Annotated in this window: 14 protein-coding genes, 1 rRNA gene and 1 other RNA gene; 13 read left to right on the plus strand and 3 right to left on the minus strand. The window is 42.7% G+C overall.

Annotation, left to right across the window (positions count from 1 at the left end; translation table 11 throughout):
• Nucleotides 1-17 precede the first annotated feature (17 nt).
• Nucleotides 18-209 (minus strand): hypothetical protein, encoded by a 192-nt coding sequence (locus tag LF817_RS12965; RefSeq protein ID WP_253936242.1) that lies wholly within the window; start codon nucleotides 207-209, stop codon nucleotides 18-20.
• A gap of 132 nt (nucleotides 210-341) precedes the next feature.
• On the opposite strand from LF817_RS12965, the gene aldA reads away from it, so the two are divergent.
• Complete coding sequence (gene aldA, locus LF817_RS12970) at nucleotides 342-1,793, plus strand: aldehyde dehydrogenase (RefSeq protein WP_253936243.1); 1,452 nt, start codon at nucleotides 342-344, stop codon at nucleotides 1,791-1,793.
• Nucleotides 1,794-1,835: 42 nt separating this feature from the next.
• On the opposite strand, the gene queF is transcribed toward aldA, so the two are convergent.
• Nucleotides 1,836-2,333, minus strand: a complete 498-nt coding sequence (queF, locus tag LF817_RS12975) for a preQ(1) synthase (RefSeq protein WP_253936244.1) — start codon at nucleotides 2,331-2,333, stop codon at nucleotides 1,836-1,838.
• A gap of 339 nt (nucleotides 2,334-2,672) precedes the next feature.
• Between queF and acsA the strand changes: the two genes are divergently transcribed.
• The 4 genes from acsA (at nucleotide 2,673) to LF817_RS12995 (ending at nucleotide 8,050) form a co-directional block, all read left to right on the plus strand.
• Nucleotides 2,673-4,382 carry an acetate--CoA ligase gene (acsA, locus tag LF817_RS12980; protein ID WP_253936245.1) on the plus strand — a complete coding sequence of 570 codons (1,710 nt, stop codon included), beginning with the start codon at nucleotides 2,673-2,675 and terminating at the stop codon, nucleotides 4,380-4,382.
• Nucleotides 4,383-5,210: 828 nt separating this feature from the next.
• Nucleotides 5,211-6,527, plus strand: a complete 1,317-nt coding sequence (locus LF817_RS12985; protein WP_253936246.1) for a lysine N(6)-hydroxylase/L-ornithine N(5)-oxygenase family protein — start codon at nucleotides 5,211-5,213, stop codon at nucleotides 6,525-6,527.
• 101 nt (nucleotides 6,528-6,628) lie between these two features.
• Nucleotides 6,629-7,141: a type 1 glutamine amidotransferase domain-containing protein gene (locus LF817_RS12990; protein WP_253936247.1), complete on the plus strand. Its 513-nt coding sequence runs from the start codon at nucleotides 6,629-6,631 to the stop codon at nucleotides 7,139-7,141.
• 141 nt (nucleotides 7,142-7,282) lie between these two features.
• Nucleotides 7,283-8,050 (plus strand): DUF3891 family protein, encoded by a 768-nt coding sequence (locus LF817_RS12995; RefSeq protein ID WP_253936248.1) that lies wholly within the window; start codon nucleotides 7,283-7,285, stop codon nucleotides 8,048-8,050.
• An 84-nt stretch (nucleotides 8,051-8,134) separates the two neighbouring features.
• Here the strand turns inward: LF817_RS12995 and LF817_RS13000 are convergent, their stop codons facing one another.
• Nucleotides 8,135-9,424, minus strand: a complete 1,290-nt coding sequence (locus tag LF817_RS13000; protein ID WP_253936249.1) for a glycoside hydrolase family 18 protein — start codon at nucleotides 9,422-9,424, stop codon at nucleotides 8,135-8,137.
• A gap of 85 nt (nucleotides 9,425-9,509) precedes the next feature.
• Between LF817_RS13000 and tadA the strand changes: the two genes are divergently transcribed.
• The 8 genes from tadA to LF817_RS13040 form a co-directional block, all read left to right on the plus strand.
• Complete coding sequence (tadA, locus tag LF817_RS13005; protein WP_253936250.1) at nucleotides 9,510-9,992, plus strand: tRNA adenosine(34) deaminase TadA; 483 nt, start codon at nucleotides 9,510-9,512, stop codon at nucleotides 9,990-9,992.
• 50 nt (nucleotides 9,993-10,042) lie between these two features.
• An RNA gene (ffs, locus tag LF817_RS13010) (signal recognition particle sRNA large type) lies at nucleotides 10,043-10,308 on the plus strand.
• Nucleotides 10,309-10,472: 164 nt separating this feature from the next.
• On the plus strand, nucleotides 10,473-12,185 hold the full coding sequence (dnaX, locus tag LF817_RS13015) for a DNA polymerase III subunit gamma/tau (protein ID WP_253936251.1): 1,713 nt from the start codon (nucleotides 10,473-10,475) through the stop codon (nucleotides 12,183-12,185).
• A 29-nt stretch (nucleotides 12,186-12,214) separates the two neighbouring features.
• Nucleotides 12,215-12,532 carry a YbaB/EbfC family nucleoid-associated protein gene (locus tag LF817_RS13020; RefSeq protein ID WP_253936252.1) on the plus strand — a complete coding sequence of 106 codons (318 nt, stop codon included), beginning with the start codon at nucleotides 12,215-12,217 and terminating at the stop codon, nucleotides 12,530-12,532.
• 11 nt (nucleotides 12,533-12,543) lie between these two features.
• Complete coding sequence (gene recR / locus LF817_RS13025) at nucleotides 12,544-13,140, plus strand: recombination mediator RecR (protein WP_253936253.1); 597 nt, start codon at nucleotides 12,544-12,546, stop codon at nucleotides 13,138-13,140.
• Between the two features lie 99 nt (nucleotides 13,141-13,239).
• Nucleotides 13,240-13,455 (plus strand): YaaL family protein, encoded by a 216-nt coding sequence (locus LF817_RS13030; RefSeq protein ID WP_253936254.1) that lies wholly within the window; start codon nucleotides 13,240-13,242, stop codon nucleotides 13,453-13,455.
• Between the two features lie 72 nt (nucleotides 13,456-13,527).
• Nucleotides 13,528-13,791 carry a pro-sigmaK processing inhibitor BofA family protein gene (locus LF817_RS13035; RefSeq protein ID WP_253936255.1) on the plus strand — a complete coding sequence of 88 codons (264 nt, stop codon included), beginning with the start codon at nucleotides 13,528-13,530 and terminating at the stop codon, nucleotides 13,789-13,791.
• Nucleotides 13,792-14,345: 554 nt separating this feature from the next.
• Nucleotides 14,346-14,414, plus strand: a 16S ribosomal RNA gene (locus tag LF817_RS13040); the annotation flags it as partial.

Raw genomic sequence — 14,414 nt, forward strand, 5'->3', positions numbered from 1 at the left:
CTCATAAGAAAAGGAGATCATGTATCCCCTTTTCTTTTTTTACGTTCTTTTCGATCTGCAAAACCCCCGATGATCAACAAAGATCCTGAGGTTATAAGTAAAGCAGCGATCATTGCATTTTCCACTACAAAATACAGAATGATAGCTGCGATTATATTAGCCAAGCCTACAAAGCTTAATATTATAAACATCTGATTTTCTTTATTCAAAAATGGTCACCTCACATCTATTTCTTTCATTATAACGAAAAGAGGCACGTATTGGAATGAGCACGGTCCCTTGTTTAATAAAAGGTAAATGGTGGAATGAGTGGCAATAGATTAACTAGAGGAGGATATTTTATGCAAACTCATAAACTCTATATAAATGGTGAATATACAGAATCAAACGGAAACGAATGGATAGATATCATCAATCCCGCAACGGAAGAGGTCATTTCAAAAACCCCGAAAGCGACAACAGAAGATGTGGACCGTGCGGTAGAAGCAGCCTCGCAAGCTCAGAAAGGCTGGGAGCTGACGCCTAATATCGAAAGAGGGAAAATCGTACGTGCGCTCGGTGATCGAATCGAGGAAAACCGTGCGACCTTTATTGACCTTCTTCAAGAAGAACAGGGAAAAGATTACGAATTAGCAAGTGGTGAAGTCGATTTAGCGATTGATTATTTCCGTTATATGTCGGAATGGGCTCGTCGCATTGAAGGAGAAGTTGTTCCGAGTGATCGCCCGAATGAGAACATTTTCATTTATAAAAAACCAATAGGTGTCGTGGCGGGTATTGTGCCGTGGAACTTCCCGGTATTCATTCTGGCGCGTAAGGTAGCGACCGCTCTCGTCACAGGATGCACGATCGTCCTTAAACCAAGTCAGCAAACACCGAATACCGCTGTTGAATTTACTAAAATCATAGATAGTATGGAAGAGGTGCCAAAAGGGGTCTACAATCTGATTACAGGAACAGGCTCTGAGATTGGAAATGCCCTGGCTAAGCACGAGAAAGTGCATATGATTACGATGACTGGAAGTGTACCTGCAGGAACAAAAGTGATGGAAGCAGCCGCTCAGAACATTACGAAGGTTAACCTGGAACTCGGAGGTAAGGCGCCGGCTATCGTTACGGCTAATGCTGATTTAGACGTGGCTGCCGAAAGTATCCAAACTTCTCGTCTCGCTAACAACGGACAGGCTTGTACGAATGCCGAGCGTGTATACGTTCATGAGAGTGTGGCAGAAGAATTAATTGAGAAACTTAAACAATCGTTTGAAAACCTTACGCTCGGTGATCCACGAGAAAATAAAGAGGCGGATGTTGGTCCGCTCGTAAGTGAAGATCGTCTTGAAAGTGTCGAAGGAATGGTGAAAGAAGCGGTAGGAGCAGGAGCTAATGTCGTTTGCGGCGGTGAACGCGGCGATGTCGACAAAGGTTTCTTTTACAAGCCTACCATTCTGACCAATGTCGATCATGAATCAACCATTATGCAGGAAGAAATCTTTGGGCCTGTCATCCCGATTACTACTTTCAAAACTATTGATGAAGCGATTGAAAAAGGGAACGATACCGACTTTGGTCTTTCTTCGTCCGTTTATACGGAAGATATTAACGAAGCTATGCGTGTCGTCAATGAACTGAAATTCGGTGAGACTTTTGTTAACCGTGAAAACTTCGAAGCTGTACAAGGGTACCATGCCGGAATGCGCAAGTCTGGACTGGGTGGTACAGATGGGAAGCATGGAATGGAAGACTTCCTTGAAACACAAGTTGTATACATGCAATATAAAAATGATAAGCAATAATGAGACAAAACAAGCGATCCTCTTCAAATGAGGATCGCTTGTTTATCTGTTATCGATTTTTTCAGGATAAAGGTCGTGGTTCATTAAGCGGTGGGACGCCATATCTTCGTATTTGGAATTCGGTTTTCCGTAGTTGCAGTAAGGGTCTATCGATATACCGCCTCTCGGAGTGAATTTCCCCCATACTTCGATGTAGCGCGGATTCATCAGTTCTATAAGGTCGTTCATGATCGTATTGACGCTGTCTTCGTGAAAGTCTCCGTGATTACGGAAACTGAATAAATAAAGCTTCAAAGACTTGCTCTCTACCATCTTCACGTCAGGTATATAGCTAATATAAATCGTTGCAAAATCCGGCTGTCCTGTTTTAGGGCAAAGGGTCGTAAACTCGGGACAATTGAATTTTACGAAATAGTCGCGGTTCGGATGCTGATTATCAAACGTTTCCAACACACCAGGATTATATTCAAAGGAATATTCATTTTTTTGATTTCCAAGCAGTGTCAAATCGGTTAGTTGTTCATCTTTTCGTCCTGTCAAGAATATCCTCCTCTTTTTGTATAAAATACACTCATCCTCTAAGGCTGTTGTCACCCTCTTTAAAGGAGGACAATGAATGATCATCTTCAGATCACAATCCTTTTAATTATATGAATCCCTATTCTATAAGTCAATCAGGGATGGGTATAGAACAAATTATGTAAAATTTTGACCGTTTCCCTTTAAAAATGGATGACTTTCCACTAAAATAGTAAGTAATTCACAAAATTTTTAGACAAATCATATGAAGACAGCTCTGTTTAAACATGCAAAAAAGACAGAGCTTTTTTCAAGGGAAGAAAGAAACCGTTTACAAAATTCATTCTATGAGGTGATATTATGGACATGCAACCAATCAAAGCAAGATCAGGAAATCACAACTTAGAAAATTACGAGCAAACGTACAACAACTTTAAATGGGATGAAACAAAGAAGAATTTCAGTTGGAGTGAAACCGGCAAAATCAATATCGCTTATGAAACGATAGATAAGCATGCTGAAGACCCTGCCACAAAAAATAAAGCGGCCTTAATTTATTCTTCCCCTGATCGTGAAGAAACCTTGAGTTTCGATCAATTAAAGAGAAAGAGTAATCAATTTGCTAACGTGCTGAAAAAGCATGATATAGAAAAAGGAGACCGTGTTTTCTTATTTATGCACCGCAGCCCAGAGTTTTACGCTGCCTTCCTTGGAATTTTAAAAACCGGGGCCATTGCGGGACCTTTGTTTGAGGCGTTTATGGAGCAGGCTGTAAGAGACCGTTTGGAAGATAGTGAAGCGAAAATGCTCATTACGACACCTGATTTATTAGAGCGAGTGCCCCAAAGTGAACTTCCAAACTTGGAAAAAATCATTCTGGTAGGAGACTCAGGCTCGGACGAATACATCAGCTTTGAAAAAGAAATGGAAGAAGCTTCTGAAGAATTCGATTTAGAATGGGTCGAATTGGAGGATGGTATGCTTCTGCATTATACATCAGGTTCCACTGGTAAACCAAAAGGGGTTTATCATGTTCACAATGCTATGATCCAGCATTATCAGACAGGGAAGTGGGTACTCGATCTTAAAGAAGACGATGTGTATTGGTGTACGGCGGACCCCGGCTGGGTGACCGGTACAAGCTATGGAATATTCGCTCCATGGCTGAACGGTGTGACGAATGTCGTTCGAGGAGGCCGTTTCAGTCCTGATGATTGGTATGGGACGATCGCTGAAAAAAATGTGAGCGTCTGGTATTCTGCGCCTACCGCTTTCCGTAAGCTGTTAAGCGCCGGCGAGGAAGCGGCTCAAAAACATGACCTTTCTTCGCTTCGACATATTTTAAGTGTCGGTGAGCCGCTGAACCCTGAAGTCATTACGTGGGGATTGAAAGCATTCGATTTAAGAATTCACGATACGTGGTGGATGACGGAAACAGGAGCGATGCTCATTTGTAATTATCCATCGGTCGATATGCGACCTGGTTCAATGGGTAAACCATTCCCGGGGATTGAAGCGGCGATCGTGGATAATGAAGGGAATGAACTCCCTGCTAATCAAATGGGGAACCTGGCAATTAAAGAAGGATGGCCTTCCATGATGCGTGCTGTCTGGAACAATCCAGGAAAATATGAAAGTTATTTCATCAATGGCTGGTACGTTTCAGGTGACAGTGCCTATAAAGATGAAGATGGGTATTTCTGGTTCCAGGGGCGTCTTGATGATGTGATCAACACATCTGGAGAAAGAGTCGGTCCTTTTGAGGTAGAAAGTAAATTGATTGAACACGAAGCTGTGGCGGAAGCCGGCGTTATCGGAAAACCGGACCCTGAAAGAGGAGAAATCATTAAAGCTTTCATTACGCTTAGAGATGGGTATAGCGAGTCCGATGAATTGCTTGAAGATATTCGTCAGTTCGTGAAAAAAGGATTAAGTGCTCACGCCGCACCTCGTGAAATTGAAATTAAAGATACGATTCCTAAAACACGAAGTGGTAAAATCATGCGTCGTCTGTTAAAGTCCTGGGAACTGGGATTACCGACTGGAGACACATCCACATTGGAAGAATAATCTTTTTTGGAGCGCACAGTTTGTAGCTGTGTGCTTCTCTTTGTCTAAAGATGTTTCACGTGGAACATTAGGATATAGGGAGTTAGGGAAAGTGAAATAATGGGTATAAAGCGAAAGTGTTTTTTCGGTTATGGCATATTCAAGGGTCAATTGGGGAATTAACAAGAGAGTCCTTACATTACAAGCTTTATGTACAAATTGTATTTCCCCACTGGCGAAGGGGTTTTTTTATTTTTACATAAGGCTGTTGGATAGTAATGGATTATTCGATTGCGAGACATTGTGCGTGAGAAGGGACGTTGGGGTATGACTCGCTTTTTAGCGGGAGTACGCTGAGCCTCACCTAGCTCTAGCCTTTAATATGATAAGTTGGTTTCGTTTCTCTTATCATGGTAATAGGAGTTCCTCATCATTGGGAAAGTTCTCCTTCATTATGCAAAAGAAAGCGACTTATAATAAGGTTCGAATTCCAATGAAGTTTTTTCACAACCACCACATCAGGTGTTTCCGTTAAACTCCCATTCGCAAGAAGGCCCGGGAAATTGCGAGACTCCTATGGGATACAGTACATGGTGAGACCGCACAGGGCTTCAGCCCGAGGAAGCTCACCGTACGCCCATGGAAAGCGAGTGATTTCCCTGGCCTTCAAGCTCCAATCAGTAGGAACGGAAACTGCCAAAACATCTCGGTATCTTAGCCTTAGATATAAGGGAACTTATTATAAATCAACACGGAGATTTAAAAGAGTATGGCTTATACGGATCGCAATAGATTCAAATGCAGTAGTTACGAAAAATTTATAGATGGATTGTGAAGGAAGTGGTTGAATTGTCAAAGCAAGTTTATGATGTAATAGGTATTGGAATAGGTCCCTATAATCTAGGGTTAGCCGCTTTGTTAGATCAAACCGAACTTTCCGGTGCTTTTTTCGATGGGGCTTCTCATTTTGAATGGCATCCAGGAATGTTAATTGAAAAAATGGACTTGCAGGTGCCGTTTCTGGCAGACGCAGCAACATTTGCAGATCCTAAAAGCCCTTATACGTTTATGAATTACTTATATGAAAATGATCGCATGTTCCCTTTTTTCTTTCATCAGTCTTTTAAAGTGCCGCGTCAGGAATATAATGATTATCTGCAATGGATAGTCAGTCAGCTTGACAACCTTTATTTTGACCAGCAGATCATTGACGTGATCGATCATAAAGAGGCTGGCGACCCTCATTATGAAATCATTGCTTTAAAAAAGAAAACTGGTCGTAAGGAAAGCTTTTTTGCTAAAAATGTCGTGCTCGGAACGGGCAGTGAACCGATTATCTTAGATGGAATGGATGGACATCCACCGGAAGACGTCTTGCACACAAGCCGGTATACTTATGAAAAAGATAACCTTCTCGATTCCAAGCATGTCACCGTGGTCGGCTCCGGCCAAAGTGCGCTGGAGATTTTTTTGGACTTAATGGAAGAGCAGAGACGAAGTGATATGAAATTGACGCTTCTTTCTCGAACAGGCGGATTGTTCCAACTCGATCAAGCGAAATTCGCTCAAGAATTTTTTACACCAGAATATGTAGACTATTTCCATTCTCTTACGTTTGACCAACGTCAGAAAAACCTGCAAACACTCGGGGCTCTACGAAATGGGATTGATCCTGAAACGTTGACCAGGCTTTATACTCAGCTTTATCACAAAACAGCCGGCGGTGAGGAGAGCAGAGTGTTCATCAACCCGATGACAGAGGTTAAATCCATTGAAAAGCAAGGGGCCGGTTATCTTCTTCACTGCGAGCAGTGGCAAGAGGAAATCGAGTTCTCCTATTCTACTGGTAAAGTCATCTTAGCAACAGGGTACAAGCCTCATATTCCTCAATGGTTCTTTGATCGTTTTCAAGATGAAATCGAATGGGAAGATGAGAAAAAATACCAGGTGACCCGAGATTATCAACTGGTGTTTAAAGATGATAGAGAGCATCGTTTTTTCACACTGACGGACCTTGTCCATTCTCATGGTGCCGGGGCCACCAATCTTGGCTTATCTGTACACCGGAACGTTCATATCATCAATACGATAGCTGGGAAACAAATTTATAAGAATCAACAGCAGACGGCTTTTCAAACATTCTCTATGAAAGATCATATGCAGTGATAATATCCATTTTCTTGAATATTTACGTTTTATTGCTGAGGTATGGGGGAACATAACTTCTGTGACTTCGTATATTAAAACATTCAAGGAGTGGTAAAGATATGAGTAAGATTGCATGCGTCATGACGTCATTGTTTGAAGATGTAGAATACACTCAGCCTGTAGATGCTTTTTCTAAACAAGGCCATGAGGTGACTACTATTGAATGGAAAGCAGGAACAGAAGTAACTGGTAAACAAGGACAAACAACCGTAACGATCGATTCTTCCATCAACGATGTTAAAGCGGAAGATTTTGATGCATTGTTTATACCTGGAGGTTTCTCTCCAGACCAGCTTCGCGGCGATGAAAAGTTCGTGAAGTTTGCGAAGCATTTCATGGATGAGAAAAAGCCTGTATTTGCGATTTGCCATGGTCCTCAGCTGCTTATCACAGCAAAAGCTTTAGAAGGACGCTCAGCGACTGGTTTTAAATCCATTGCTGTAGATATGGAGTATGCAGGTGTCGATTTCAAAGACCAGGAAGTTGTGGTCTGTGGAAACCAGCTTGTTACGAGCCGTCAGCCTGATGACATCCCTGCATTCAATGCAGAAGCTAATAAACTTCTAAGCTAGGGGATAAACTTATGGGAATGAAGTAAAACCGTTAAGGATATTGCTCCTTAGCGGTTTTATTTTTTTGTTTGTCGTATAGAGTCTGTTCGTAGAATAAATTATAATAGGGATACGTATGTTAAAAAGATGGGGGTGAGAGAAATGATTGTGAACGAACGTAAAGATCATTTCTTAATGATTGCGCAACACGATCATGCCTTAGTGTCAGGGGAAATCGTCCTGCATTGGAAACGCAAATTCTTATTGCGATCCAAACTTAGGGAGGAAGCTGATTGGGCGGTGTCTCAACACGATCGAGCCTGGATCGCGCTTGATGAGGAGCCTGTTTGGAATGAAGAAAAGCAGCGACCGTATTCTTTCATTGATTATCCTTTAAAGGAAAAGCTGGAAGCTTATCAGCAAGGCATTGAAGAGGTTGCGGAGCGGTCGTCCTATGCCGCTATATTATGCAGTGAGCATTATCAATCCTTCTTTTCCAAGGACAGCCGTGACCCGCTGATCATGAAGTTTCTCGCAGACGAAGAAAAACGGGTGCAGCAGCTTCACCAGTTAATGAAAATGGAAGTTCCATCAGATATTTATCAGCTCCATTTTGATCGATTGCAATTTGGTGATGACCTGTCGCTCTATATTTGTATGCAGGAGCCAGGCGTTTCAAAGGATGAGGAAATTTCCTGGTTCAAGGACGGGTTCAGACAGCAGTTCGATATAGCTCCGGATGGAGTGATGCCTCATTGGATTGATGAAAGTCATGTATCCCTCGATCCATTTCCTTTTGAACGCTCGTTTGAAGTCCGCGTACCTTATCGAATCGTCACTAAGCAAGCCGTTGAAGAGAAAGGATTAGCAGCGGCTTATCATGAAGCGGATGTTAAAGAACGTCAGGTGACCTTCATACATTCTTCATAAAAAAAACAGCTGCCTTGACCTGTACCTTGATGGTTATGCACTTTATCCATCGGGGTACAGGTCTTTGGCGCTGTTTTTTTATGTTTATACATTTTTTGATATATTAAAATTGCTATTCAATAACTCCCAATTCTGAGGGAAGGACAGGCCAAGCTTCCAATAACTGATCCCTTTTAATCCCAACTCTTTGATCAAATCAAATTTTTCCTGGATTGACCGGGCATCTTCAAACCAAACTTCATGATCATTTCCTTCGGCGTCTGTATAAGTGAAAAAAGGAGCCTGAGCCTCTTCATCGTATTCAATGGGCACATTATTTTCCCGAGCGATCTGGATAGCCCGCTGTGGACTGATGGCTTTAGCGAACTCCCCTCCAGGTTCATAAGGAAGTGTCCAGTCGTAGCCGTATAAATTTTGACCGAGCAGGATTTTGTCAGCTGGCATCTCCGTCAACGCATAGTCAACGACCTCTCTGACAGAATTTATAGGAGACACGGCCATAGGGGGGCCTCCGCTGTATCCCCACTCATACGTCATTAAAACGACAAAGTCTACAATTTCCCCGTGCGCTTTATAGTCGTGTGCTTCATACCATGCACCGACCTGATCGGCGCTTATTTTTGGTGCAAGAGCTGTTGAAATCAATAACCCTTCTGCAGCAAGACGCTGTTTCGCTTTTCTAAGAAATTGATTATAGTTTTCCTTTAATTCTGGAGGTAAAAATTCAAGGTCGAAGTGGATGTCTTTGAAGCCGACGGATTGGGCAGTTTGTATGATATTATCAAGAAGCGTATCCTGGAGCTGTTCATTGGTTAAAATAGTGCGGCCGAGCTCATCACTGAACCCTTCATCCGTCAGATTGGTCACGACCATCATGAGTGCCGCATCATTGGCCTCTGCGATAGCAGGGAAATTGTCCAGCGGCGGGGCTTCTAAGGAACCGTCTTCCTTCATCCGGTAGCTGAATGGTGCCAAATACGTCAATAATGCTGACCTGTTTTCTGCAGCATTGACTAAATTCTCAGAAACCTCTCCCCCGAACGGCTCAATATAAGCATTCGATGTGGCATCGGTTTTCGGTTTTTGTGGAATGTATAGACGGAATCCTACTGGCAGAGTGGATCCAGGCTGAAGCTGATTGACTTGAATAAGCTCATCGACGGTCGTATTAAAAAGCTGAGCGATTTCAAATAAGCTGTCTCCCGGCTGCACAAAATAAAACTCGCCGTCAATTGGAATTACAAGTGCCTGGCCAACGACTAAATTTCCCGGTGTTTCTAACTCATTCGCTTCAATAATCTGATTAGGTACGGCTTCATATAGACCGGCAATGGAAAATACCGACTCACCTTCAGAGACGACGTGAATTTGCATAACAAGCACTCCTTCCTCAACTATAATGAATATATGAAACAACTTGGTTCAATTATACGGATCATTTATAAAAGGAGAGATTTTTTTGAATAAGGACGATCATTATATGGGTCTGGCTTTAAAAGAGGCCCATCGTGCGCAGAGTATTGGAGAAGTACCGATCGGAGCAGTGATTGTACATAATGATGAAGTGATTGCATCAGCCTATAATGAAAGGGAAACGTCTCAACGGTCCTCGTCGCACGCTGAATTGATAGCGATTGAACAAGCAAATCAAGCGTTAGGAAGCTGGAGGCTCGAGGACTGCACGTTGTATGTAACACTTGAGCCTTGCCCTATGTGTGCGGGAGCTATCGTTCAATCGAGAATACCTCGCGTCGTGTTCGGAGCTTTCGATCCTAAAGCAGGCTGCGCCGGGACTCTTATGAATCTATTACAGGAAGAAAGGTTCAACCATCAGTCAGAAGTGGAAACCGGTGTATTAGGAAAAGAGTGCGGAGAGCTGTTAACTTCATTTTTCAAAGGATTAAGGGAAAGTAGAAAAAGAAATAAAAATGGAAACAATTAAGCCTTCGAAATCATTGCAATTTATAACAAAACTCGCTATACTAGGAAATACCGTGCTAAGCGGGGAGGTAGCGGTGCCCTGTACTCGCAATCCGCTATAGCGAGGCCGAATCCCCACTCCAGGTGGTTCGTTTTCAAGGTCTGCCTCATGAGAGTGGTGTTGACACCCAGGTCCCGCGCAACGAGAACCAGTGAACCCTGTCAGATCCGGAAGGAAGCAGCAGTAAGCTGATCATCTTGTGTGCCGCGGGGTCGCCTGGGTCGAGCCATAAACATGAGTAACGCTTGGGATCGAGCCATCGAAAGTGGGTGCACGGTATACATATACGCACACAAAGAGCCGTTATGAGATTTTTCATAGCGGTTCTTTTTTTAATGTTAGGATTTTTCAATTTGCAATCTTAAGGCCGTTTCTTAAGGTTCACATCTAATCCTTAATTCAGTTATAATATAAAAGAGACTAAAAAGGGAGAGCGGTTGAATGAGTTATCAGGCACTGTATCGAGTTTGGCGCCCCAGGAACTTCGAAGACGTAGTTGGACAAACTCATATTACCCGTACATTGCAGAATGCAATTGAGCAGGATAAATTTTCTCATGCTTATTTATTTTCCGGACCGCGAGGTACAGGAAAAACAAGTGCAGCGAAAATCTTTGCTAAAGCGGTGAACTGTGAAAAGGCCCCGATCAAGGAGCCGTGTAATGAGTGTTCGGCTTGTCTTGGGATTCAGGATGGATCGATCTCTGATGTCATTGAAATCGACGCCGCTTCAAATAACGGGGTCGAGCAAATTCGTGAAATCAGAGATAAAGTGAAATATGCTCCAAGCGCTGTCTCTTATAAGGTTTACATCATAGACGAAGTGCACATGCTTTCTATGGGAGCTTTCAACGCTCTCCTGAAAACATTAGAAGAGCCGCCAAAGCACGTCATTTTCATTTTGGCTACAACGGAACCGCATAAAATTCCGCTTACGATTATTTCCCGTTGTCAGCGTTTCGATTTTAAAAGGATTACCCAGCAATCGATGGTCGAACGTATGGAAAAAATCACACATGCCGAAGAAATCACGATAGGTCGTGAAGCTCTGGAAATCGTAGCGCTGTCTGCAGAAGGCGGCATGCGTGATGCACTCAGCTTATTGGACCAGGCCGTGTCCTACAGTGAAGATGAAGTCAACGTGGAAGATGTATTAGCTGTAACGGGTTCTGTATCTCAGGCGAAACTTTCTGAGGTCATTCATGCTCTGAACGACAAGCAGGTGAATGAAGCGCTTGGTGCGGTGGATGATTTAATCCAGAGTGGAAATGATCCTGGCCGCTTCGTATTTGATTTAATTTATTACTTGCGCGATATTTTGTTATATCAAAGTGCCCCTGACTTAAAGCATAATTTAGAGAGGGCGATTCCAGATGAGTCTTTTGAGGCTCTTTCAGGAAGTTTGTCAGCAGGATGGATCCAGCAGACGATTCGCGAACTGAATCAATGTCAGCAGGAAATGAAATGGACGACCAGCCCGAAGGTTTTTATCGAAATTTCCATCTTGAATATTGTCGACCACCAGCCGGCTGCCGAAGCTGGTATAGATTCGGAAGTCGTCAGTAAGCTTACGCAAAAGCTTGATAAACTGGAGAAAGAATTAGCTGAATTGAAAGCTAATCCTCCTGCTGGAGGTCAAGCTCCAGCTCAAGCGGCACAGCCTCAGAAGCGCAGTCCTGCAAGATCGAATAGAAACGGTTATAATGTACCATATGACCGGATTCGGATTGTATTGAGTGAAGCTTCTAAGGAAGAGCTGAAACAAGTGCAAGCCCAGTGGCCCGCTTTTATGGAGCGGCTCAAACAAACGAATGCTCCGGCTCATGCTACTTTATTGAACAGCAGACCGAGTGCAGCTTCATCAAAAGCCCTGATTTTAGCGTTCCGGTATGACATTCACTGTTCTCTGGCGTTAGAGCACCAGAAAACGATTGAACCTCTGCTTACAGAGTTCACAGGGAAACCATTGAACCTCATTCCGATCCCAGTAGAAAAGTGGAAGGAATTGCGTGAGGAATATGTACGTAAGCAAAAAAGTGATGGTGATGGGGAAGAAAGCCAATCATCAGCTGAAGATGGGGAAGAGGAAGAAGACCCCCTTATTTCTGAAGCTAGGAAATTAGCTGGTGATGATCTTATAGAAATTCAAGACTAAAGGTAAACAATTAAAGGAGGAGTTTTATTATGCGTGGCGGAGGAAACATGAACAATATGATGAAACAAATGCAGAAAATGCAGAAGAAAATGATGAAGGCTCAAGAGGAACTTCACGAAGAAACTTTTGAAGCGGCAGCCGGCGGTGGCATGGTTAAAGTTACTGCTAATGGTAAAAAAGAGATTACAGATGTAGAAATTAATGAAGAAGTTGTCGATCCTGATGATATAGAAATGCTTCAAGATTTAATTATTACGGCTATGAACGATGTCATTAAACAAGTTGATGATAAAACGAATGATACTATGGGAGAATTCACGAAGGGTATGCCTGGAGGAATGTTTTAGGAGGAGTTTTCATGTACTACCCAGAACCGATATCAAAACTGATTGACAGTTTTACAAAGCTGCCAGGGATCGGCCCTAAGACGGCTGTCCGCCTGGCTTTTTTTGTCCTTGAAATGGAAGATGATGATGTTCTCGATTTTGGGAAGGCGCTCGTTAATGCAAAAAGGGAGCTAACGCATTGTTCTACGTGCGGACACATTACAGATCAGGATCCATGCTCCATCTGTCAGGATGAAAGCCGTGATCAAAAAGTGATCTGTGTAGTCCAGGACCCTAAAGACGTAATCGCTATGGAAAAAATGAAGGAATTCACCGGTAAGTATCATGTGCTTCATGGAGCCATCTCTCCAATGGATGGAATTGGACCTGAGGATATCAATGTTCCTAGCCTCATCAACCGTTTAAAAGATGAAGGTGTGGAAGAATTGATATTAGCTACCAATCCGAATATAGAGGGAGAAGCTACGGCCATGTATATTTCACGATTAGTGAAGCCGTCCGGGATACGCATGACAAGGATTGCCCACGGACTGCCTGTTGGCGGGGATTTGGAATATGCAGATGAAGTCACCTTGTCAAAAGCTCTTGAAGGAAGAAGAGATTTATAATTTCAATCGGCAAGCCAGGGGAGCTTTTTCCGTGTTTCTTCCTATATGTATAATAATATGGCCGCACTTACCGCTATTGGGGAAAAGGGTGGATGGATCGTGTTAACGAAGAAAAAAGCCAAAAAGAAAGCTATGGATCAGCAGCTCTTAGCTGACATCAAACGAATGAAGCACGAGTGGGAAGCGTTAGAAAATATTATTGAACACAGTATCGAGCCGAGTGAACAAGGTATACTGGATGTATCTTTAGCCAAAGCCAAATATCTTTATCTATTGAGAGAAGCAAGGCATAGAAAAGTGAACGCTCTTTCATAAGCAAAAGGAATAACTCTCTGGAGAAAGGCATAACTTGTACTAAGAAATGCTATTTACCCAGGGGGTTTTTTAATGGATCCGGTGCTCGTCATTCTTTTGATAGGTCTCGCCATTCCTATATTGCTCATTGTAGGTATGCCTGCTTCACCCATTAAGTGGCTTGGACAGGCTTTAATGAGGGTTGTCATTGCAGTCATTCTATTATTCTTCGTAAATTTATTTGGTGCTCAGTTTGGACTTCATATTCCTATTAATGGTTTTACGGCGATCGCTTCTGCGGTCCTGGGGATCCCGGGAGTTCTATCTCTTGTCGCTATCCATCTATGGGTCTTATAAAAACGAGTGGAGTGATCAAAACTCTGCTCGTTTTTTATTTGCCCTTGTTTTATTTAGAGGGGCGGTGAAAGTAAAAGTCTCACCAATCTTATGTTGAGATCCCATGAAGAGCCAGCCCGAGGAAGCTCACCGTACGCCATACCGGACTTTTAAGAACTATCTTTCGTCGCGCAAAAGGACTGGATATATTAAAACTGAATCTCAGGATAAAGGATCTTATCAACTCAGAAATGAAATGCAGCAGAGTCTATTTTAAAAGTTTCATAGTTTTTTATTAAAAGGGGTTGCGTATATTTTTCACGCATGGTATATTATTTCTTGTCGCGTTAAAAGCGCGTCAGCAGCTAACACAAATCAGCGAAATATCATTTTAAAAAAGTTGTTGACTTAAATAACTATAAATGATATATTAATTAAGTCGCTGTTTTGAAGCGGCAAACAACATTTGATCTTTGAAAACTGAACGAACCAACCAGTACGTCAAGTCTTCTTTCTATTAAAGAAGGAAGTAAAACAAGCACATTCGGTGTGCAAATGAGCAAGTCAAACTAACTTTTATGGAGAGTTTGATCCTGGCTCAGGACGAACGCTGGCGGCGTGCCTAATACATGCAAGTCGAGCGC

Origin of the sequence: Halobacillus sp. A1, from assembly GCF_024189295.1 — a bacterium.
Lineage (GTDB): Bacteria > Bacillota > Bacilli > Bacillales > Halobacillaceae > Halobacillus_A.

Bases quoted from the DNA above. Each gene is read 5' to 3' on its own strand.
- aldA (WP_253936243.1), top strand. From the start codon at position 342: ATGCAAACTCATAAACTCTATATAAATGGTGAATATACAGAATCAAAC.
- acsA (WP_253936245.1), top strand. From the start codon at position 2,673: ATGGACATGCAACCAATCAAAGCAAGATCAGGAAATCACAACTTAGAA.
- LF817_RS12990 (WP_253936247.1), top strand. From the start codon at position 6,629: ATGAGTAAGATTGCATGCGTCATGACGTCATTGTTTGAAGATGTAGAA.
- LF817_RS12995 (WP_253936248.1), top strand. From the start codon at position 7,283: ATGATTGTGAACGAACGTAAAGATCATTTCTTAATGATTGCGCAACAC.
- LF817_RS13000 (WP_253936249.1), bottom strand. From the start codon at position 9,424: ATGCAAATTCACGTCGTCTCTGAAGGTGAGTCGGTATTTTCCATTGCC.
- dnaX (WP_253936251.1), top strand. From the start codon at position 10,473: ATGAGTTATCAGGCACTGTATCGAGTTTGGCGCCCCAGGAACTTCGAA.
- LF817_RS13020 (WP_253936252.1), top strand. From the start codon at position 12,215: ATGCGTGGCGGAGGAAACATGAACAATATGATGAAACAAATGCAGAAA.
- recR (WP_253936253.1), top strand. From the start codon at position 12,544: ATGTACTACCCAGAACCGATATCAAAACTGATTGACAGTTTTACAAAG.
- LF817_RS13035 (WP_253936255.1), top strand. From the start codon at position 13,528: ATGGATCCGGTGCTCGTCATTCTTTTGATAGGTCTCGCCATTCCTATA.